Genomic DNA, 21,862 nt, shown 5'->3' with positions numbered 1-21,862 from the left:
TCCTTTCTTTAAATTACTCATATTCACACTAAAACAAATCGATCTGCTTTGGATTCAGCTGGTCATACTCTATTCCAAGTGCCGCTTTCATCTCAAGCAAATTTCCTGCTGCATCGCCGCCGGAATTATTATTAAAAATCACCCCGACTTCTTTAGCTGACCCAGCAATCTTTTCCACCGCTTCACTCAAATCTGCAATTTCATCAACATTATAGCGATATAAGGTTCTCTTTTTACGCCAGTCCTTGTCGTTGGCCATCCAACCAGCTGCGTTACGTCCATGCAATCGAAATAAAACAAACTGTTCATTTGTAACAAATGGGAAAAAAGGGACTGGATTGGTTGGGATCTGCGGTTCATCAACGATCACTAGCGAAAATTCATTTTTCTTCATGAAAGACAATGTCTGCTTGAGATACTTCTCTGCATACCATGACCCATTTCGCAATTCGATCGCTAGCGGATAATCGGCAAACCAATGACGGATTTTTTCCAAATACTGAACATTCTCTTTTGTACAGCTAAATGTCCCTGAAAATTGAACCAGAAAAGCATACAATTTGCCGCTTTCGATCATTGGCTGCATGCTCGTTAGAAATGCCGTCACCATTTCCTGCTCATTTTGATAATATTGCTGCCACTCTCCCTGACAGCTGATTCCGCTGTATACTTTCATGACAAAACGAAAGTTATCAGGAACAGATTTTGTCCACTCTGTGACCGACTCTTGTCTAGGAATACCGTAATAAGCCGTGTCCATCTCAACGAATGGTAGATAGCCCGCATATTCATAAAGTGTTGAACGTTTTTTTCCGGTCAACGTATCATGCTCATTAAAAGAAGTCAAACCTAATCGAATCAAAAGAACATCTATCCTTCCTATTTTTAAATTATTACCAACAAATCGTTCAAAGGATCATTCTCTTATTTTATACTAAAAAAGACTGAGACAAAACAAAAAATTGTCCCAATCTTAATATAAATTTCGTGTGATGGCTATTGGCTCTTTTTCCATGTCATATTTGCTTCACAATAGAGTTGACCTGCGATCCGAATTTCATGACGCGTTTGTTTGCCATTTTCATCATCAAGTATTTCAAAGTGACTTTCTATCTCCTGACCATACTCTACTTCCTTATCAAACTTGACATTGATGAAGGTTGGCTCGTAAGTCGTTAAAAAGTCGTAGCCTAAAACGTCTAGTAACCAATTAAAGTAAATGGCATTATTTACATGTTGATTTCCATCAATATCAAAATAGCGAACGCGATATGGAAGAAACTCCCCTGCTTCTATTTTTTCAATTTTCTCACCGCGGTAAATTTTTGTGATTTTTTCACTTTCGTACGGCTCGATAATTTCTGGTAATACACTACTCATTTTTCGATTTTCTTTATCCATTAAAACAAACGTTGACTTGATCAAGACACATTCATTGCCTTCTTCATCATGGATCCAAAAATTTCTATAGCAAAAGTATTTATTATACGACATCGCCTGCGTCGTTATTGTCAGCTTTTCCCCTACTATAGGTAAACGAGTAATGTGGATTTCATAATTCGTAATGACCCAGCCAAGACCAAATGACGCGACGTAATCCGCTCCACGCTCTAAGGCATCACTTTGTTCCTCTGAGGTTTTGATCACCACTGCCAGCATAGATGGAATTGTCATCTTTCTTGTGATATCTCCATCATAGTATGCAACTTCATATGGTGTTGTAAATTTTTTTCCCACTGGATCTCCTCCTTTTTTCAACATAACCAGTTAAATTATAACATAAGACTTTTAAAGTGAGAATGCTGATCGTGGTTTGATCAACGTATTGAGAAAACAAAAGCTTAAAATATAAAAAAGATATTTTTGAAATCAAATAAAAAAACTTTCCAAAATCGAGAAAAAATATCTCCCATCTTGAAAAGCTTTCACCCTTATCTATTTGTCACATAAAAACTCCCAGGAACTAATTTTTTCAAACTATACGTGTCCAGTATTGCCGTAAGGGGACACTAAAGTCAGTAACTCTAAAAGTGTTTCCATCTCCATACCTCCAAAAAATTAGTTGCTTCTATAGGAATAATACCATACTATTATATAAAACTATAAATATAATGCATAAACATAGAGGGGAATTATATGAGAATCAAAGGAGACATCATCCGTTCCGTAAGAAAACAAAAAAAACTATCACAAGTCACTCTTGCTGCAGGTATTTGTACTCAAGGAACAATCAGTAATATCGAAAATAAAAATATCTGTGACAGTCTTGAAATCCTTGATGCGATCTGCAAAAGATTGAACCTTAGTCTAGAAAGTGTTCTAGATGATAACGAAGAAAAAAAATTAACAAATTTATTGAATACAGTAGAAGAGTTATGTAATACCTTTAAGCATAAAGAAGCACAAGCTCTTTTGAAAGAATCCACGATCAACGTTTCTGATTTTCAAAATAGAGAATTGGAAATTCGCTGGTTCTATTATATGGGGATCACAAATCTCTTAGGCTACAATAATACAACTGACAGCCTATTTTACTTTTATCGTGCGGATGAACTTGGAGATGCAAATTCGATTTATGCGATCCTTTCTGTCAATAGCTTAGGAATCGTCTATGAAATGGCAGATGAATTAGATAAAGCACAAGTTTATTATGAAAAATCAATTGAAATGCTGAATAAAATGACGGTCAAAATGCCAATCAAGGCGACAAAAGTTTACTTTAATACAGCTAAATTCTATTCTTTGATCAAAAACTACGAAGCAGCTTTTGAGCTTGCTTCAAAAGGAATGGCGCTGAATAAGACCTATCAATCACTTTATATGCTGGATCTTCTAGCTTATGAAGCTGCATTCAATGCGTTTATGTTGTCGGATGATTTGATTGTCCCAGACTACAGTAGTGCGAAAGCTTTTGCTGCTTTTAATGACAATCAAAGTCTTTTGAACGTGATCAAAAACGATGAAAAAGAATTAAAGCGCTAAAACGCTACACAATATACGTCTTAAAAAATGAGAACAGATAGCGATATACCACGTTATTTGTTCTCGTTTTTTTTAGGTATAAATCATACGTTTTTAAATTATTTATTTTATATTATATATATTATTTGAATAATATATATAAGAATGTTATAATCTTTTTGTAAGCGCTACAAAAACATTTTTTAGGAGGAATTAGAGTGAAAAAGACATTGTTAAAAGCTGTTCTGTCACTTAGTTTATTGGCCGGAGGATTATTCGTTACAACCGCAGTTGCTGATGCCCACGGATATGTTTCTTCACCTGGAAGCCGTGCATACTTCGGTAGTGCTGCTGGTGGAAAAGTCAACAAAAATGTTGGTCGTGCTGAATGGGAGCCTCAAAGTATTGAAGCTACTAAAAATACCTTTATTACTGGAAAGTTAGCAAGTGCTGGTGTGACCGGGTTCGATCCTTTGGATGAGCAGACTGCTGATCGCTGGGTGAAATCAGATATTACAGCAGGTCCACTTAGCCTTACCTGGACACTGACTGCACGCCACAGAACTTCGACTTGGAACTACTATATGACAAAACAAGGTTGGAACCCTAATCAACCTTTAGACATCAAAAATTTTGATTTGATCGGTACCGTAGATGATAATGGGACGATTCCTGAAGCAAGTGTTAAACACACGGTAACTGTCCCTGCTGATCGTAAAGGCTATCATGTTATTTACGCAGTTTGGAACGTCTATGATACAACAAACGCATTTTACCAAGCAATCGACGTGAACGTAAAATAATCCAACTTATCGATCAAAAGGAGAATTTAGAATGAAAATCAAACAACTTATTCCAGCGGCTTTAATCGTTTCCGGTATCCTTGCCGGTGGTCTGTTTACCAGCACACCTGTAGAAGCAGCTGATGCTGCCAGTGATATGGTCAGCGTAGCAAATAAAAAGGTTTTAGTTGGCTATTGGCATAACTGGGCGTCTAAAGGAAGAGATGGCTACAAACAAGGAACATCGGCAAATATCTCTTTAACAGACATCAACAAAGCTTATAATGTAGTCCCTGTTTCCTTTATGAAAAGTGACGGTGTCAGTCGAATCCCGACATTCGCCCCTTACAACAAAACGGATGCAGCATTTCGTCAAGATGTAGCAACGCTGAACAGTCAAGGTCGTGCTGTATTACTTGCTTTAGGTGGAGCTGATGCTCACATTCAATTACAAGCTGGCGATGAGCAGGCATTTGCCAATGAAATCATCCGCCAAGTAGAAACTTACGGGTTTGACGGACTTGATATTGATTTAGAACAATCTGCTATTACGGCAGGTGATAATCAGACTGTTATTCCAGCAGCACTAAAAATTGTAAAAAATCACTATAAAGCACAAGGTAAAAACTTCATTATCACAATGGCGCCTGAATTCCCCTATTTAAAACCAGGTGCTGCTTATGAAAAATATATTACCTCTTTGGATGGCTACTATGACTATATTGCGCCACAATTATATAATCAAGGTGGCGATGGTGTCTGGGTAGATGAAATCATGAAGTGGATCCCACAAAGTGACGATACACTTAAGTATGAATTCCTTTATTACATGTCTGATTCAATGATCCACGGAACAAGAACATTCTTAAAAATCCCTAACGATAAATTGGTCTTAGGTTTACCAGCAAATGTAGATGCTGCTGGAAGCGGTTATGTTATCGATCCAACGGCTGTCTACAAAGCATTAGAGCAATTGAAAAAAGATGGCAACCCAATCAAAGGTTTGATGACTTGGTCAGCAAATTGGGATGTCGGCACAAATGTCAATGGTGTATCATACAACAATGAATTTGCAACAAGATATGCGCAAATTTTACAGTAACAGGTCATAAAAGAAAAAGAGAGGAAAACTAAACGGATGTTTAGTTTTCCTCTCTTTTTTATTTAACTGACGTTAATTTTTAGTACCTCTAACCATAAATTCGCCCATATCGATTAGGTCATTCGTCGTTTTTGTTCGATAAACGCCTTCTTTTCTTAAATGATGATACAAGGTAGAAATCGAAATCCCGCAGCGTTTTGAAATTTGTTCAGCGGGAAGCTTCGTGTTATGGTATAACTCAAGCGCTTCATTGACCTGATCAACTAAAGGCGGTCGACCTAAAACCACTCCTTTTTGCTTTGCAGCATTCAGTCCTGCTAAAACACGTTCCCGAATCAATTCTGCTTCCATCTCGGCAAAAGCACCCATGATCGTAAAGAAGAATCGGCCCATTGGTGTTGAGGTATCGATGTTATTTTCAATACTGACAAAATTGATATTCAGTTCATTGAACCGCTCCAGTAAAACAAGCAACTGCTTTGTTCCCCTTGCTAACCGGTCCAATTTGAAAATCACAAATGTATCGCCCGGTTCAAGAATATCTAATGCCTTGTTTAGCTCATTTCGAAAGCTTTTCCGTCCACTTTCATACTCTTTAAAAATCATATCTACACCGTAATCATCCAGTGCCTGTTGTTGTGAATCAAATTTTTGAAGATGTGTACTAACACGCATATACCCAATAACTGCCATAGCTTTTCTCCCCCTATGATAACCAAGAGTTTTCTCCTATTTTTAAAATCACCTATCATCTCTTAACTAATATTTTGCGGATCAACATAAATGGAATAATAATGTCCTTTTAACTCCAATAGTTCGTCATGTGTTCCTTCTTCAACGATTCTGCCTTGATCCATTACCAAAATCCGATCGAAATGCTTGATCGTATTTAACCGATGGGCAACGATGATACAAGTAAAGTCATACATTTTTAGTCTATTCATAATGAAGTTCTCCGAAATATTATCTAATGAGCTTGTCGGTTCATCCATCAATAATAAACTTGTTTCCTTGACTAACGCACGAGCAATCGAAATCCGCTGCATCTGACCGCCAGACAAATTCATACCGCCTTCTGAAATTTGTGTTTCCAAACCTAACGGTAAGTTCATTATGATTTCGTCTACTTTAGAATCAAAAATCGCCTGTTCCACCCGCTCTTGCGCGACATCATTTTGATTCAACACGATATTTTCATAAAGTGATGCATTAAAAATCGTTGGCTTTTGATTCACGATACTCACACAGCTTTTTATAGACGTTTCATCAATTTTACTTATATCGATATCATTAAAACGAATGTCTCCAGCACTAACATCATATAAGCCTGCCAGCAGCTTCAATAACGTACTTTTTCCAGATCCGCTTTTCCCAACGATCGCAACTTTTTCTCCTGCTGCGATCTTGAAGCTAACAGACGTCAAGATTTCTTCTTCAAAATGACTGTATTTGAATGAAATATCATTTGCTGCAATTTCATCAATACGAGTGATCTTTTCATCTGCCTGTGTTAAGCGAGGACTCTCTTTGGCTTCTAAAATCTCATTCAGCTTACCAAAATAAGAGCGCAATAAAAGTAACTCCGTATAAGAATCAAACACTGTAACGATCGGTGTGATAAAAGCTCCTGCCAATGCATTAAAACTGATCAGTTCCCCTAAAGTCACCTGACCGGCTACGACCTGCATCAATCCGATATAAATCAATGTGATCGGTAAAATAAACTGAATCGAGGTTTGAATCGTTCTGACCCAAGTTGAAAAGCGACTCTTCTCAGCCCGTAAACCAATTTGATTTTTGAACTCATTCCGCCACTTTGTATAGAACTCGTTTTCAGAGCCTGACGACTTCACGGTCTCCATTCCTTCAAACAATTCAACTAAAATACGCTGCACTTTTGATTGGGCAATCAATTCTTTATTAGTGATGCTTTGAACTCTTCTCGAGTTGACTACGGAAATCAAGCCCATAAGCAATGCACCGAAAATTGCAATCAATGTCAATTTAACAGACATGCTGATCATCAAAATCAAGTAAATAAATACGAAAAGGAAATCGACAAAAATCGTTAACATTCGCTGGCTCATGATTTGCTGGATGATCACACTTAAATTCGCTCTAAAAATCAAATCACCCGTCGAACGATTAATGAAAAAGCGCAAGGGCAGATGAATAATTTTTTGCATAAATTCTTTCATCAAGGTTAGATCGAATAAGTTTTCCAATAAAATCAATACTAAACCTCTGGCCACCTGTAAAAAATAATAGGCGATAAATAACGCCAAAATAGTTAAGCCGATCTGAAGCCCGTTGCTGACCACAGAATCTGCACCATCGATGATCATTTGGGTGATTCGTGGAACGATGATCGTCACACCTTGTATAAGCAGCGTTAATAAAATAAAAACTGCTACACGCGCTTTTTTACTCTTTAAAATATCTTTCAATATGACCCATGTCGCATTTTTTGCTTTTTTTCTTTGTGACACAGTGACATCGATATCGACTAAAATCAGTGCAATATTTGAAAAACCAGCGATGAATTCTTCTCGTCTGATTTTTTTTCTCCCTGTAGATGGATCAAGGATGATGGCCTCTTTCGCTGTTAGCTTTTCTAAAACAACGTAATGTCGCTCTTCCCAAAAGCAAATCGTTGGTGCTGTTTGTTCTTCTAAAACATCTAATTCCAGTACTCGGATCGCTTTCGTTTCGATTCCTCTATCCAGTAAAATTTGGTAAAGATTGGTTAAGGTATTCCCACCTTTGGGTACGCCATAGACATCGCGCAAGTGGCTCAAGGTCACATGATCATCATAATAATTCAATACCATAGCGGTACAGGCAAGACCACATTCACTATGTTCACTTTGCTCAATAAATGGAACTTTTTTCACCAAAACAACGCCCCCTTTCTTATTTTTTTGGTAAAGTCAGTGTTAATACATCTGCTGTTGTTTCTGGGGTATGCATTCGTAAAATTTGATGGCCGATTCCAGATAAACCAGTAAATAAGCCGTATTTAGGAATTGTCGGCAACCCTTCGAAGGTATAGGCTTGGTTCATGATTTTCGTCTTTATTTTCTCTTGTTTCTCCTTGATTTTTGCTTTCTGTTCAGCAGTTGCAAAAGTTGTTTCTCCGAAAGCATTCAAAAAGGCTAGGTCCCCTAAATTTCCATGACAGAGACAGTCATCTCTTTTATCCTGTGCAAGTAGACGATCTGCCGCAAGTTGAACCTCTGACTGCAATTTTGAATCCGTAAACCCAGTATTCAAAAGATCCAAATAAGCTAAACCAATCCCCGTAGAACCATAACACCACAAGTCATTGACCATCGGCGGTACAGGTCTGAGATCCAGCCAACCTTTTTGCTTAGGATCAAAGGTGGTACGTTCTTTGATCAAACATTTTTTTATGATCAATTCAACTTCTAGATCATCTGTAACTGTCAGCAAACTATTGGCCGCATGGATCACTCCTGAATAACCATGAGCAAATCCACCTTGCGTTACCTTGTTTAAGTCCAAATCGAATAATAATCGTTTCGCAAAATCATAATAGCGCCGCTGCCCCGTTTCTTGATATAAAAGCACAAAAACTTTAATGATCGAGGCCGTCCCGCCATTCCAGTCATAGCTTTCAATCGTTTCCGGATCATAGTTGGTCATATATTTTTCAGCAATCGATTCCGCAGCCTGCAGCAATTGCTCTTCTTTGGTCATTCTATAGGTATAAAGTAAAGGATAGACTGCTGCAAAAGAACCGTAGAATGCAGAAACACTGTCTACATAATCTTCTTCAAGTTTCAGCACTAGCTTTTCGGCTAATTGATAAGCTTCTTTAAATTGCGGCTCTTTTAGTGCATAATAGAGTTCACTGAAATACAAATACATTCCTGTAATACCATCATAAAAATTCTCGTTCATCACATTGACCACATAATTGTCAGGCGAAGATTCTTCAATATCTTTCCAAGCGATCGAATCTTCTCCCAAAAAGGCAGCTTCAAGGATTGCTTCACCAATTGCATAGGCACCCTTTTCAAAAATCGTTTGTCCAGTGATGTCTTTTAACGGAACTCGTTTTTCTTGGAGATCTGTTGAGTGATACAGGCCAAAGGATGTTTTTAAATAATCCAGCTGTTCTGTTTCTTCTTGTTTGGAGTAACCTTTGACTTTTGCTACCTCTAAATCGATTGCTCTATCAGGATACATATCCTTGATCACTTCTCCTTGACTAGCAACAAGATCACGACTGCTAGTAGGATTGAAGAAAATCGGCACGTCATGCTGAAGCATATCTCTTACTTCAAACGGCACAGGCTGAGCATTGGAATATCCATGCATCCAAAGATTTTCGAATAATTTTTCTCTTTCGATGTAGTCGACCATACATGTCGGGTGTGTGGAATAATCAAGGAGATCTCCATAGCTTTGCGTTGTTTTGATCACATTACGAACAAGACAATCTGAAAAAATATTTTCTACGATTTCCGCCAATGTTTCTTGATTATTCAGTGCAAAAGCAGAAAACTCCTTAAAGCCTTTCACAATGGTGTCGATATATGGAACAAAATCAACTTTTTCTCCGTGATACATTGGAATATTTTCAGCAGCATCGGTGATATGCTCTTGATATAAAAACTGCATATTCACAGAATCAAAATTGACAAGCTTCAAAACCTTATACGGTAATTTTTGTTCTCCCCCACTCAAAGCACTCAGTTGAATTCCTTTTGATGCACCTTCGACATCTTCTTCCGCACGTTCTTCAAAAAGATAAATCGGCACTAAACCGCTCATCACTACGGATTCACCATTCTCCTGCATTACTTTAACGATCGCATTTTGGCTGTCTGGCATTGGAAAATGATTTTGAATGATCGTTTCCAAATCGATCAATACAGGATACTTTTCAAAAGCCAGGACGTTTTCTAAATGAAAATCATTACCGTTAAGCAAATATACTAAAGCAATCGTTTGACCAAATTGACGATAATAGTGATGCACGTCTGCCTCTGTTACACATTCCAGATAAAGCAAACGTTCTTCAAACGAATAGTTTTCTTTCACTATTTTAGTTGTTAAATAAAAATCAAATGACGCATCTAATTTTTGTACCTCTGCCACAAACCGATCAAAACGCTCACTAATAGCTAAATTTTTTGGTTTATAAACAAGTTCTGATTCTCCATGAAACGTTAAAATTGCCACTGATTTCCCACGATCATGTGAATCTCCAGCACCCATTTTTAACCCAGTCAAACTAAGAGGAAGTCTTAGTTTGAAAATGTCATTCAATTCATCCTGACTTTCATCAAGTGCTTCCATCAGCTCTTTAAAGTTAACAAGCTGAAAGCTGATAGTTTCTGCATATAGCCTTGCTAATACTGGATAGTGAGCAAAAAAGTCTGCTACTTTTTCTTTTGAATCAAAACGAGAGATGAGGTACTTTTGAAACGCCTTTTTCTCATCAAGTTCCGGCTCTATTTCCAGCTTTTCTTTCGTTACGTGTAAATCATATACATAGGTTCTAAGCCCGATATCCATGAATCGATTGATGACTTCACCGACATAATCCATCATTGCGCTCGCTTGCACCTCTACTTCTGAAAACTCTTTCAAGATTTCTTTGAGCTTCCGTTCAAAATAATCGATATGCAGACGTAAGGCATAAGTAAAATTAGCTTTGCTTTCGTCAAACACGTCATTGACAAGATGATCATCCTGTTCCAAAATCTCTTGTGTCATTTGAAGCCAATCATCTGTTTGAATTTCTGAAAAAATATAGTCTTTTTCTTCTTCTGTCAATTCTTTGATGGCCAGATCAAACTCTTCTTTTGTCAATCTTGCAGACTGGAGGATTTCTTCAAATCGTTCATCCGTTACCGTAGTCGGTCGGCTTCGCCATTTTTTATAGTTTTCAAGTGATGAGGTATTCGGTGATTCTGTTTTCCCAACATAGTATTTTTTTAATAGATCATATCGTTGACGGATCGAGGTTGCTTTAGCTAAATTATTAAGACTCATAGCTAGTCTCCTTTAAATCAATTTATTTATGTAAATTCTCCTGAATTAGTTCCATATTAAAAATAAGTGCTAGATAAATTGCCTTTTTTAAAGGCAACTTATCTAGCATCGAGTTATTTTAGATTACCAACCGCAACATCTTGAAGAGCAGCAGCTATAGCTACATCTTGTAGAGTAACAGCTACTTGATGATGAAGATGATGAAGATGAAGACCAGCTCCATCCGAAGAAGCTCCCTTGTACTTTATTCATTTCTTCTGGTGTTAATTCTTCAAAAGATTTTCCAACTTTTTTTTCAGCAGTTTTGTTCATAGTTTTTTTCCTCCCATTATGTTTTTTCCTAATAATAAAGTGTGCACATTTATTATTTATCTATTTAAACTGGACGTTTGCTTTGAACACCAATCGTCCAGCTTAAAACAAAATTTAGTATTTACACCCACAGATTAAATAGATAATCTAATGATCGTAAATTTGTTTGGTTCGATTTTAAAGCTTGTTGGTTTAACAACGGATGTTGTTTTTGCTTTGATCAATGGCGCAATTTCATACTCACCAGGCGGTAAGTAAATACTGATTTGGCCAAAACTATTGGTAATAGCAGTTGTTTCTAAGGCATTACCTTTCGTACAAGTAATTTGATATTCTAAACCACTTAAAACTTGCTTAGCATCTGTACTTGAGACATAGACTAAAGCACGTCCTTGAATTTGCTTCGGTTTATTGTAGAAAACATTTTCTGCAATTTTACCGACTTCAATGGTATTGGTTTGTTGTGGAGCATCTAGTTCATAGCCGTCCGGTGCTTTCGTTTCTGCGATGACAACCTCACCTACCGGCAAGTTAGAGAAGAAGACTTCTCCATTAGCATCCGTTGTTCCTGTATGAACATTCCCATTTGAATCTGTTACTGAAAATTCAGCGTTAGGTAAAACATTTTCTGTCTCAAACCCATCTTCATCCAATGCATATTTGGTGACTTTTAGACTACCTAAGTTTTCCTTTTTCACATTGGCATGTCTGATTTCAGCAACTTTTCCAGCTTCTACCGTGATTTCATAGAAGGTTGTATCTTCTTCAAAACCAGGAGGTGCTTGTACTTCTATTACATAATATTTACCAGGCGCCAAATCATTTAGGAGAATTTCTCCATTTTGATCTGTTGTATATGTGCCTAATAATTGTGTATCTGTATCATAGACTTCAAAGACTGCATCTGCTAAATATTCGATTGGATCTGATCCTTGAACATATTTGATGATTTTCAATGAACCAGTCTCAGGTACGACTTCTTTTTTATTCAAGACTTCGATCGTTGCTTTGCCGTTTGGATCTGTTTTAGAAAGTGTGACATATTTTGGTGTCGCATCCATTTCATAACCGTCCGGTGCTTTTGTTTCGATCAATTTGTACGTACCATATGGTAAATCTGCTAAAGTAGCGACTCCGTTAGCATCTGTTGTAACTTTCCCTACTAACTGATCATTACTATCGTATACTTCGAATTCTGCTCCTGCTAAGAGCTTCCCTTCTTCATCTTTTTTGATGACTTCAAGGTTACCTGTTGTTTGTTCTTTTTTATTCACCACTGTAATGCTGACTTTTCCGTTCGGATCATTTTCAGATACCGTCACATAATGCGGTGTCGCATCTAACTCATAGCCTGCCGGCGCTTTTGTTTCAATCAATTTATAGGTGCCAAAAGGTAGATCATTTAATGTCGCTACACCATTTGCATCTGTTGTAACCGTTCCGACTAATTGGTTATTTGCGTTGAATACATTGAATTCTGCTCCTGCAAGTAATTTTCCTTCTTCATCTTTTTTGATGACTTCAAGGTTACCTGTCGTGACTTTTTTCTTATTGACAATGGCAATACTTGCAACCCCATTTGGTGTATCTTTTGAGATAGTGACATAATGCGGTGTTGGATCTAGTTCATAGCCGTCCGGCGCTTTTGTTTCAACTAATTTGTAAGTGCCATAAGGTAGATCGTTCAACGTAGCAAACCCACTATCACTTGTAGTGACCGTTCCAACTAACTGATTGTTTGCATTGTATACTTGGAAAGTAGCACCTGATAGTAATCTGCCTTCCACACTTTGTTTAACGATCAAGATCTTACCTGTAGCTTTTTTATTAGTGACATAAATCGTTACAGTTTTATTTGTTGAAGAAATCGTCACATATTTCGGCGTTGAATCTACTTCATAACCGTTTGGTGCTTGAACTTCAACTAGTTTATATGTGCCAAAAGGTAAATTGCTTAACGCAGCTACTCCATTTGCACCAGTGGTAATTCTTCCTACAAGCTGATTGTTGGAATTATATACATCGAAAACAGCACCAGCCAACACTTGATTTGACTCATTCGTTTTGACTACTTGCAGTCCGCCTTTTTGCTCTGGTAGCGGAACATTACATTTCGTCAAGCAAAGTAGTTGACCACTTCTCATTAGAGAAAAATACATACGACTAGATTCAAGCTGATAGCCGCTCGGTGCTTTTGTTTCTCGGATCGAATAGTTACCTAAAGGTAAGGTAGTTGTTTGAGCAATCCCGTTTGCATTTGACTGGATGACTTGAACAGCACGCCCCCATGAATCATAGATCGTAAATTCTGCTCCAGCTAATCTTGCATTCGTTTTTGAATCATATTTGATTACTTGAACACCTGCATAACAAGTTACGCCTAAAAATCTAGCTGTCGGCTGTTGAGTCTGTAAAACATTATTTTGGACATCACCCAAGTTGGGAAGACCAACTGTTGTTGAATTTGTTGCTGTTGACCATGTTGCATTCGTACTTGTTGCTTCTGCTGTTGGTCCATTAAGCAACCCCAACGCAATGAAAACCATGATAAATGGAATAAGTACATAACTAAGCTTTTGTTTCATACTTTAATAAACGCCCCTAACTATTAATTAATTTGAACTCTACAGACAATTAAAATGTAATAAACCATACAAGTAACAGAACCATATTTATTCAGCTCCTTCCTAATCTAAAAAAATTAATCTAAATATTAACTTTTTTAATTAGTTATTTATTTTTTTGTTATAATAACACACAGGAAGTAAATTTTTTCAGTCGGTAAAGTATTTTATACCCAGAAAGGAGATTTTTTTTTGAATAATTATGGATCATTAATAAAAAAAATCAGAATTGAAAAAGGTCTCAGCCAAAAAAATGTTTATTCAGGAATAATGACTAGACAAACTTACTACTTAATTGAATCAAATGTCAGCATGCCCTCATTCGATAAATTCTTATTGATCTTGGAGAAACTATTTCTGTCTGTTGAAGAGTTTCTTAACTTACTTGACCCAGAGTATTTTCCCGCTGAAAACCAGTTATACTACGAATTAAGTCATGCTGTTTTTAAAAAAGATAAAGCTTACCTTGAGACGTTGAAACAGCTTGCTGATCAACGCTATCAAACAACAAAAAATGAAAAGTATTATCATCTTTTTTTGATTACGCAGGCGATGCTTCAAATAAATTTTACAAACGAAGAAACACCGCAAAATCCTTCTTTACAGCAACTTATGAGCCCAATCAAAAACTATTTGATCGGTGTAGATAAATGGTACCTGTATGAGCTAAAACTTTTGAACAATTCTCTTTATTGTTTTTCGCCCTCAGAGGCGATCGCTTTAGGAACATTAGTGACCGATAAAATCGATCCTTTGAATCAAATTGAAACTTTACAAGATACAAAACTGAGAATTTATTTAAATCTCTCCTCGTTATGTTTAAATTATAAAGACTATCAACATGCCATGGATTTTTCTAAACTTGCCATCGCTAATGCACAATCAGATTATCGGCTATTTGAAATGCTTATTGCCCGCTTAAATCATGCGATTGCCCATTCAGCTGATACATCTAAACAATTGACACCTGAAATAGCAAAATACTTAGATATCCTAGAGACCTTAGATTATTGTAAAATCGTTGAAGACTATCAAAGTATTTTGCAATCAAATCAAATTAATTGATTTTTATTTGTTTTTTATATTATTACTGACCAAATTGATTTACTTTGTATGCCCAACTATAAGGTCTAGGTGATGTTTCTTTGTCACCATCGTTAGTTGTTCCCAATTTTGGTGTAATAAACATCGTCAGCCAGTATTCTTCGTTCGTTTGATAATCTAGTTCTGCCTTATTCGTTTTCATTAATCCACTCGTATTACTTGAAATATGTGTTGTATTCAGATTCTGATTCGTTGAAGAAACAATATATCCTGCAAATTGATAGTATTCTGGAATGATATCGCTAATAGATACTTTTGTTTCTCCTTTTTTCAACATAAGTTCATATTTCATAAATAGGGATTCAGATACTTCGGCTGGCGTATCTTTTGTTGTGCTTTTAGAAATTATATTGCTCGTTTGATCAGTGTTTTCAATATCAGATGTAAAATATCCTTTTGAAGGGATCACCAGCTCTTCATTTGGGCCGATTACAGCTTGTCGAATATTTAGATACACTTTTCTTATTTGAGCGATTCTTGTATTTGTGACAATGATTTGTTGATCGGTGTATTGTCCATTTACCGAATCGAATTTGAAGACATCTTTGGTTCCTGCTGTTACTTGTCCGTTGATCTCTATTTGCGTCTCATAGTCTTGTGTCGACTTTAGTAGTTCTTCAATCGTGTATTCTTGACTAGCTTTCCATGGATGGACGATTTTTTTCACTTCAGTCGGGAAAAGTGTAAATGTATCGTTCCCTGTATATTGATCATTCCCATATTTAAAATCAAACGAATCAGACTTCTCTGTCACTTCCTTACCGTCTTCATCCAGGAGTTTCTTTTGTAAGCTTACAATAATTGGTTTGACACTAGGGACCTCAAATTCTGACGGTATGACCGTATCATCGTATCTTTTGTAAACGATCGTTGTTTTGCCATTTGTTTTAGCTAATCCATTTGTATCGATCACATTAGGTTTTAAGACATCATTTGTCGCATCTACTCGATAGGTCATTTCCGCATACATCACATCTTCATCTGGATCATTTGAAACAGGCGTTTTGAGTGTTCCTACATCCCAATTGATCGTTTTTACACCTAAAACATCCTTCGCTTCAGAATTCCCTTGAGTGACAGACTCACTGCCATTCATAACAAAACCTGTTCCCATCGGATCTACGACATGGGCTGATTTGATGGCACCGACGATTTCACCGGCAATGCCACTTAAAATGTCATCTAAATTATCTGCAGTTGCAGCAAAACATTTATCTTCTGATGAGGCAATTTCTTTCAAGGTCTGATTCCCCGTTTTGATTTCATCATCTTGAGAAGCGGAATCTAAATCCACACCGATCGTATAGAAATCTGTTACTAAAAAGTCACCATTCGACATTTTTTCGTTTTTAGTAATGGTTGCTTGAGCAATCGCGCTATGTGCATGATTGGCCATCAAACGATTTTTAGAGCCTGTGGGCATTTGCTCATATTCTGGTGCAAATGCACCAATACGATATTTAGCACCATTTCCGTAAGGTTTACTGTAGTCAAAATTGGCTTCTGGAATCGTTTTGACACTTTCATAATAGTTATATCCTGCAGCACCACTAGGATAATCAAAAAGCTCCATCCCGCTTAATTGGTTATAAGGTGCAGTAGGCGGATAGCTATAGGTTGGTACTCCATCAGAAATAAGTACGATGTTTCTCTTTTCTCCAGTAGCTTTTGCCATGACTTCTGTTGCAGATTTGATTCCAGCTTGTGTAAAGGTTCCTCCGTTGACAACGGGTTCTAATTCTTTGATTTTATCGATCAATAGACTTTTATGGGCGTAATCAACAAATTGATCACTCCATCCAGCCTGATTGAATGTATAATTCGTCACAGTGGAATTATAAGTAACTAAAGCGATTCGATTGACATAATCTTTGTGGAGCACCATGTTTACAAATTTTTCTGCGGCGCTCTTAGCTTTGATCATTCGATCATTTTCTTCCATACTTCCTGAAGTATCAATGATTAAAACAATATCCGTTGGCGGCGGTGGAAATTGATTACGTCCTTCGATCCGAACGGTGATATCCCACTGGTTGACCATACCCTCTACCGGTTTAGCGGTCTTACTCAATTTCACTTCCCCAGGTTGAAGATCAGTCTTCAAAGCAGCTTTGATAGGCGCATTCGTATATAAGAGTGCCGACTGTGCAAAATAAACTAATCCAATCAAACTTGCAACAATCATCATCCAATGAAAAAAACGTAATTTCTTTCTTCTTCCCTTTTTCATGAGTGCACCTTCTTTCTCTAGATTTTTACTCTTATTGACCGCTTGTTTGTCCTTTCAATGCATTATCAACATCTAAAAGCGGGCCGGTGGTCGGTGTCTCAGCGTTCCACCAAGCATCTCGATAAGAATATTTCGTTGTTCCGATGCCTTCTGCTTTGATTTCAATGGTCAATGAAACATTTTCATATTCCTCTGTAATTGCCGCCTGATTCATTTTTACTTTCGTAAAAAGAACTGCTGTCTGTTCATTTTTCGCTAGTTTCTTTTTATAATAGAAATAACCATCCTGTCCGTTGATCCAATCTGTCAGATTGTAATCGATCGTCAAAACCGGGTTGCTTCCTTCTGTAGTAGCTGGCAATAAGAGCGTTGAACCATTCGATTGTTGTTTGGTGATACTTGGTAAAGCTAACACTCGAATAAAGATATCCTGTTCACCAGTATTTGTTATCTGGACTTTTTTTGAATATTCTTTATCTGGCTCAAAAATACTTGGCGGATCAAATTCTTCTTTGATCTCTGTCTGAACATTTCCTACTCTAAAATCATTTTCTTTTTGATCACTATCTGTTAAAGCTGCATACGTTCGATGCAATCCCAATGACACCATCACCAAAATGATCGCTGCGCTCGTAAGTAAAAAGAGGGATTTCGCTATTTTAATTTTCTTTTTCGATTTTTTTGTTTTCAAAATGGCTCCTCCTCTTTTTAGTCACTTAGCCGATCTTTATATAAATTGGCTGCTGGGCTTGACGGTGTGATCTCCCAATTACTCAACAAAATTTGCGTGGCATCGTGAGCGTCCATTACTGGTTCTAACTTATAAAGAGCTCCCTTAAATTTGTTTGGTGCACTTTGATCCAGTGAAACACTCTCAACAATCGGTGTTGTTAAGTCATTTGGCTCTAATAATTCTGAGTAATAAAAATAACCATCTTGATATAGCCAGTAGTTTTGTGTCCCACTTGCTGGCAAACTTTCGTAGATATTCGTTGGAAAGTTCACTTTGAACCATTTCAAATCTGTTCCGTTGCGAGCAGCATCTTTGAACTTGTATCGATCTGCGGTATTAGCTGGGATCACTGCACTTTTAGCAATATAATAATGTCCATCATAAAGATATGTCCCGCCTCCTGCTGCTGCATTTGCCCAGTTTTTTGGATGCTCTATTTCTGCAATCGGCTGTACGGCATTGGGCGAAAGAGCTAAATTCCCATTCCCTGTCTGATCTGCCACATCTATTTTGAACATCAGTAAATATTCATATAAGCTGATCCGAACAAAGGCAGGCATGTTTCCAGTGTTTTTGACACGAACGACTTTTTTTACTGTCATTCCTGACTGCCATTCGAAATCCGGGACGAAATCTTCAACGATTTCAGCTGATAACCTCGCTCCCACAAAATGGTTGTTTTCTTCGTCTTCTGAAACGAACCAAGCATATGTACTTCCTAGAACCATCAAACCAGAAAAAAGAAACGCGCAGACTGCAATGATTAGTTTGGCATGGAGTTTAAACTTTTTTCTGCGAGTATTTTTTTTCTTTTTCGCTAACTTCTTTTTCACACGCTATTTCCTCCTGTCTTTTGATCGTTCTAAGAAATCCATTTTTTATTTTTCTTTCCTTGCTCATTTTTTTTATGCTTCAAGATCAATAGGACGATCAAGATCAAAAATAGGCCAATACACATGAATAACAAAGCTTCACGCCATTGTTCACCTGTTTTTGGAAATGACAGTCGATCTTTTACTGTGTCAATGATATTTTTAGGCTTGTCTGGTCCTTTTGTATCTGGTAATTCTGTTTTAACTGCTTTAAAGTTCCAAATATTTTCGACTACGTTCTTTTTGAAAAAATCCCGATTTGTGTAGGACTTACCATCCAACTCAAATTTGGCTTCTAATAAATGAGTATCGCCTCCCTTATAGATGCCTAAATTTAAGGGATTTGCTTTATCTTGTAAATTTCTTGCTTTACTAACACCTGACAAAGGTCCTTGATACACTTCTTTTCCATCAAGAAATAAACTCATTTGAATAGCTTTGGATAAATCAAGATTTCCTTCGATCAATGTCGGTTTACTGCTAGTCATGGTTAATTGATACGGGATATCTTTCTCCACATTGATGATCGTAATTTTAGTAGACCATTTTTTACCAGGTGCGACATCACGAATATCGATCAAGTATTTCCCATCACTATTGACTTTAATTCCTTGGTCATCGCCAACTACCATCCCAGAAGGAAGAGCGGACTCACCTCTAGCTTCAACAGGTTTAAAAGCAATCAATAGGCTAAATATCAATATAAGCCCGATCAAAAGCTTTCCTTTCCCCCTGTGCTGATTCTTCATCCTTCTTCCTCCTTAAAATAGATAGTTGTTTCTTTTTATTATTTAGCTGGTACTAAAGCTTTTAGTGCAGTTGCTAATGGGTCATTGACGCCTGCTGGCAACCATTGATCTACAGCATCTTTGTATGCTGAGATTCCTTGACCTTTAACAGTTAAATCGTAGATTAGTTTGCTGTATTCATTACCAGCAGTTCCAAGCAATTTAACAGCGTCCATCAATTGTGATGTATTTACGCCTGGTGCAACAACACTTGTGTAGTAGAAGTAACCATCAGCAGCATTGAAATACCATTTGTCAGCAACTGTAGGATCTGTTGTAATATTGTTGAATGATACTTGAATATTTCCAGAACCTGTAGCAGCTGGTGCATTCCAAATTAAAGTACCGTCTGCAGTGAATGTTGGTGTGTAGATCGGTGCATCTGTCCAAGTTCTTTCGTCTGCAGCATTATATTCTAATGAAACATAGCTTAATGATGGTGTGCCTGATTTCACTTTGATTTGATTAGACGCATTACGTTCAAATCCGTCAACTCCGCTAGCGTGGTAAAGTATGCCGCCTTTTTCAAACGCATAACGGTACGTATAAGTTGTTTTTGTGCCGACAGTTTCAGCTTTTTCTTTTACTTTTAATGTATAAGTTCCACTGAATTCACCCGCAGCAACAGTTAATGTTGGTGCAGCTCCATCAAAGACAGAATCTGTAAATCCTGCTGGTGCGTCTGTTCCTGGTAATACATAAACAGTTTTGCTTGTTTGATTTTCAAGCTCTGCACCTGTTGTTTGTTTTGCGTTATGATCTTTCAATAATTGTAATGACTCACTTAAAGATACACGGATCAATGTGTCATATTTACCAATATTGGCAATTGCCACATCTTTGTTTACTTCTGAACCTGGTTCCCATTCGGTCGGCGGTTCAAATGTTTCCACTACCTCGATATCTTTTCCTGTTGCGATTTGACCTTCAAAGTGGTTGGTTTTTTGGTCCTCACTCGTGAACCAGGCAAATGTCGCTGCCATTACAGCAACAAGCGCAAATCCGCTTGCTAAGGCCAATATTTTTTTCTTCTTGTTTTTTTGCATCTTTTTACTTCCTTCCCCAATTTTTTTATATAATTCACCTTTTGATCAAGTTGAAGTCGAGATACTCTTTTCTTCTTGATCAAAAAGAAATTACCGTTATTTGTTTAAAATGTAATAGCGAATAATCGTGATAAAACCAAAGACTGAAACTAAGAAAATGATCGACACCAGTAGATTTTCACTGACAAAGTTCAAAATGCCGCCTACTTTAGGTATCGCAAAAACTTTTTTACCAACTACTTGTTTTTCACTTATAGGGACGTCCTCCGCTTTATTTGCATCTCCTTGTGTGATATAGTAGGTCCCTTTGGTATCACCTAAATGATCCATTTTCTTTTTTACTCTATGTGTCAAAAAAGCAGTGCTGTTGATGCTAGGCTTAAAGGTAATGATGTCTCCCACCTTTGCTGAGTCACCTTCAATATTTTTCACGACAATAATGTCTCCAGAATGAAAGCCGCCTTTTTGAGTTTTAGGATCTCTTGGCACCATTGAATCAGTTAAAACACCAAAGAAACGATAACCAAGAACACTTCTGTCTGAACTCTTGCTTGTTGCAAACAATATCGATCCAATAACCATGAATGAAATAAAACTATAAAAGAAAACATTAAAAATAAATGTATACAAGGGATTTCTCTTTTGCTTTGGAATCGGTTTTCTTCTTTCTGAATGTCCCTTATTTTTACTCTTTTTAGAACTAGGAGGTGATTTTCTCGCTTTCTTTTTTGGGTTTGATTTTTTATTTTCTGAATTTATTTTATTTATGGATTGTTTTGATGATTTTATTTGCGCATTGCCTTTTTTTTTCTTCCTTTTTTTCTGTTGCTCTTCTACCATTTATCAAACCCTCATTTCGTCCACAATCACCTTGTTTTATTCATTCATGTTTATTAGAACCACACACTGTTAGCTTAAGAAAACCAACTTATCGCTGATATCATCATTTAATCTACTTGAGATTACCTATTCCTCAACATTCTTATCTGATCAAAGCTTCCAAAAAACTAATGATATTGAGAAAATCAACTAAAACGCAAAAAAGAAATACAGCGATCAGCATAAAGCCCATCAAACCGTATTTCTCGTGTGTTTCCTCTAAAAGTAAAAACTGGTATTTCATTTCTATAAAAAACATTAGTTTATTATAGAGAAAATCGAAAGTCAATATCATTTTAAAACTTTTTTTACATTTTATTTTTCATTTTTTATATAATCGAAAATAGCGGGAAAAAGTAGGTGATTCACATACATTCTTAAGTCAGATTGAGCTATTATACA

At 36.9% G+C, this 21,862-nt stretch carries 17 protein-coding genes; 4 read left to right on the top strand and 13 right to left on the bottom strand.

All coding sequences use genetic code 11. The features are described from left to right. Nucleotides 1-28 precede the first annotated feature (28 nt). Entirely contained in the window at nt 29-862 is an 834-nt protein-coding gene (locus tag A5889_RS12665) for a DUF72 domain-containing protein (RefSeq protein ID WP_087642231.1), read from the bottom strand. Between the two features lie 134 nt (nt 863-996). After that, nucleotides 997-1,737 (bottom strand): acyl-ACP thioesterase domain-containing protein, encoded by a 741-nt coding sequence (locus A5889_RS12660; RefSeq protein ID WP_087642230.1) that lies wholly within the window; start codon nt 1,735-1,737, stop codon nt 997-999. Between the two features lie 399 nt (nt 1,738-2,136). Here A5889_RS12660 and A5889_RS12655 point away from each other — a divergent pair, with 399 nt between their 5' ends. From A5889_RS12655 to A5889_RS12645, 3 genes are all read left to right on the top strand, one after another. Then, nucleotides 2,137-2,982: a helix-turn-helix domain-containing protein gene (locus tag A5889_RS12655; RefSeq protein ID WP_087642229.1), complete on the top strand. Its 846-nt coding sequence runs from the start codon at nt 2,137-2,139 to the stop codon at nt 2,980-2,982. A gap of 197 nt (nt 2,983-3,179) precedes the next feature. After that, nucleotides 3,180-3,764: a lytic polysaccharide monooxygenase gene (locus A5889_RS12650; RefSeq protein WP_087642228.1), complete on the top strand. Its 585-nt coding sequence runs from the start codon at nt 3,180-3,182 to the stop codon at nt 3,762-3,764. A 31-nt stretch (nt 3,765-3,795) separates the two neighbouring features. After that, complete coding sequence (locus A5889_RS12645) at nt 3,796-4,845, top strand: chitinase (protein ID WP_087642227.1); 1,050 nt, start codon at nt 3,796-3,798, stop codon at nt 4,843-4,845. Nucleotides 4,846-4,917: 72 nt separating this feature from the next. Here the strand turns inward: A5889_RS12645 and A5889_RS12640 are convergent, their stop codons facing one another. The 5 genes from A5889_RS12640 to A5889_RS12620 all read right to left on the bottom strand — a co-directional run bounded on the left by A5889_RS12640 (nt 4,918) and on the right by A5889_RS12620 (nt 13,769). Then, nucleotides 4,918-5,538, bottom strand: coding sequence for a recombinase family protein (locus A5889_RS12640; protein WP_087642226.1), 621 nt, complete (start codon nt 5,536-5,538; stop codon nt 4,918-4,920). Nucleotides 5,539-5,600: 62 nt separating this feature from the next. After that, the gene (locus A5889_RS12635; RefSeq protein ID WP_254909579.1) at nt 5,601-7,739 is read right to left on the bottom strand and encodes a peptidase domain-containing ABC transporter; all 2,139 of its coding nucleotides are present in this window, start codon (nt 7,737-7,739) and stop codon (nt 5,601-5,603) included. Nucleotides 7,740-7,758: 19 nt separating this feature from the next. Continuing rightward, on the bottom strand, nt 7,759-10,872 hold the full coding sequence (gene lanM / locus A5889_RS12630; protein WP_087642224.1) for a type 2 lanthipeptide synthetase LanM: 3,114 nt from the start codon (nt 10,870-10,872) through the stop codon (nt 7,759-7,761). Nucleotides 10,873-10,995: 123 nt separating this feature from the next. After that, nucleotides 10,996-11,184: a serine-rich class II lanthipeptide gene (locus tag A5889_RS12625; RefSeq protein ID WP_140405352.1), complete on the bottom strand. Its 189-nt coding sequence runs from the start codon at nt 11,182-11,184 to the stop codon at nt 10,996-10,998. 134 nt (nt 11,185-11,318) lie between these two features. Continuing rightward, the gene (locus A5889_RS12620; RefSeq protein ID WP_087642223.1) at nt 11,319-13,769 is read right to left on the bottom strand and encodes a SpaA isopeptide-forming pilin-related protein; all 2,451 of its coding nucleotides are present in this window, start codon (nt 13,767-13,769) and stop codon (nt 11,319-11,321) included. A 231-nt stretch (nt 13,770-14,000) separates the two neighbouring features. Between A5889_RS12620 and A5889_RS12615 the strand changes: the two genes are divergently transcribed. Then, nucleotides 14,001-14,873 carry a helix-turn-helix domain-containing protein gene (locus A5889_RS12615; protein ID WP_087642222.1) on the top strand — a complete coding sequence of 291 codons (873 nt, stop codon included), beginning with the start codon at nt 14,001-14,003 and terminating at the stop codon, nt 14,871-14,873. A gap of 22 nt (nt 14,874-14,895) precedes the next feature. Here the strand turns inward: A5889_RS12615 and A5889_RS12610 are convergent, their stop codons facing one another. The 6 genes from A5889_RS12610 to A5889_RS12585 form a co-directional block, all read right to left on the bottom strand. Beyond that, complete coding sequence (locus A5889_RS12610; RefSeq protein ID WP_087642221.1) at nt 14,896-17,142, bottom strand: vWA domain-containing protein; 2,247 nt, start codon at nt 17,140-17,142, stop codon at nt 14,896-14,898. 31 nt (nt 17,143-17,173) lie between these two features. Beyond that, entirely contained in the window at nt 17,174-17,833 is a 660-nt protein-coding gene (locus A5889_RS12605; RefSeq protein ID WP_176372907.1) for a hypothetical protein, read from the bottom strand. 17 nt (nt 17,834-17,850) lie between these two features. Then, the gene (locus A5889_RS12600; RefSeq protein WP_087642220.1) at nt 17,851-18,708 is read right to left on the bottom strand and encodes a BsaA family SipW-dependent biofilm matrix protein; all 858 of its coding nucleotides are present in this window, start codon (nt 18,706-18,708) and stop codon (nt 17,851-17,853) included. Nucleotides 18,709-18,737: 29 nt separating this feature from the next. Continuing rightward, a complete protein-coding gene (locus A5889_RS12595) occupies nt 18,738-19,496 on the bottom strand; it encodes a hypothetical protein (RefSeq protein ID WP_087642219.1) in 759 nt (252 codons plus the stop codon). A 38-nt stretch (nt 19,497-19,534) separates the two neighbouring features. Then, a complete protein-coding gene (locus tag A5889_RS12590; protein WP_087642218.1) occupies nt 19,535-20,581 on the bottom strand; it encodes a BsaA family SipW-dependent biofilm matrix protein in 1,047 nt (348 codons plus the stop codon). Between the two features lie 96 nt (nt 20,582-20,677). Then, entirely contained in the window at nt 20,678-21,421 is a 744-nt protein-coding gene (locus A5889_RS12585; RefSeq protein ID WP_087642217.1) for a signal peptidase I, read from the bottom strand. Nucleotides 21,422-21,862: the final 441 nt, after the last annotated feature.

The sequence above is a fragment of the Enterococcus sp. 9D6_DIV0238 genome (assembly GCF_002174455.2).
Lineage (GTDB): Bacteria > Bacillota > Bacilli > Lactobacillales > Enterococcaceae > Enterococcus_L > Enterococcus_L dunnyi.
The sequence above is the reverse complement of the archived record's forward strand: the minus strand, read 5'-3'. Positions and strand labels throughout refer to the sequence as shown.

Excerpts from the sequence above, each read along its gene's own strand:
- A5889_RS12595 (WP_087642219.1), bottom strand. The coding sequence starts at position 19,496 with ATGAAGAATCAGCACAGGGGGAAAGGAAAGCTTTTGATCGGGCTTATA.
- A5889_RS12655 (WP_087642229.1), top strand. The coding sequence starts at position 2,137 with ATGAGAATCAAAGGAGACATCATCCGTTCCGTAAGAAAACAAAAAAAA.
- A5889_RS12610 (WP_087642221.1), bottom strand. The coding sequence starts at position 17,142 with ATGAAAAAGGGAAGAAGAAAGAAATTACGTTTTTTTCATTGGATGATG.
- lanM (WP_087642224.1), bottom strand. The coding sequence starts at position 10,872 with ATGAGTCTTAATAATTTAGCTAAAGCAACCTCGATCCGTCAACGATAT.
- A5889_RS12625 (WP_140405352.1), bottom strand. The coding sequence starts at position 11,184 with ATGAACAAAACTGCTGAAAAAAAAGTTGGAAAATCTTTTGAAGAATTA.
- A5889_RS12590 (WP_087642218.1), bottom strand. The coding sequence starts at position 20,581 with ATGCAAAAAAACAAGAAGAAAAAAATATTGGCCTTAGCAAGCGGATTT.
- A5889_RS12585 (WP_087642217.1), bottom strand. The coding sequence starts at position 21,421 with ATGGTAGAAGAGCAACAGAAAAAAAGGAAGAAAAAAAAAGGCAATGCG.
- A5889_RS12645 (WP_087642227.1), top strand. The coding sequence starts at position 3,796 with ATGAAAATCAAACAACTTATTCCAGCGGCTTTAATCGTTTCCGGTATC.
- A5889_RS12640 (WP_087642226.1), bottom strand. The coding sequence starts at position 5,538 with ATGGCAGTTATTGGGTATATGCGTGTTAGTACACATCTTCAAAAATTT.
- A5889_RS12620 (WP_087642223.1), bottom strand. The coding sequence starts at position 13,769 with ATGAAACAAAAGCTTAGTTATGTACTTATTCCATTTATCATGGTTTTC.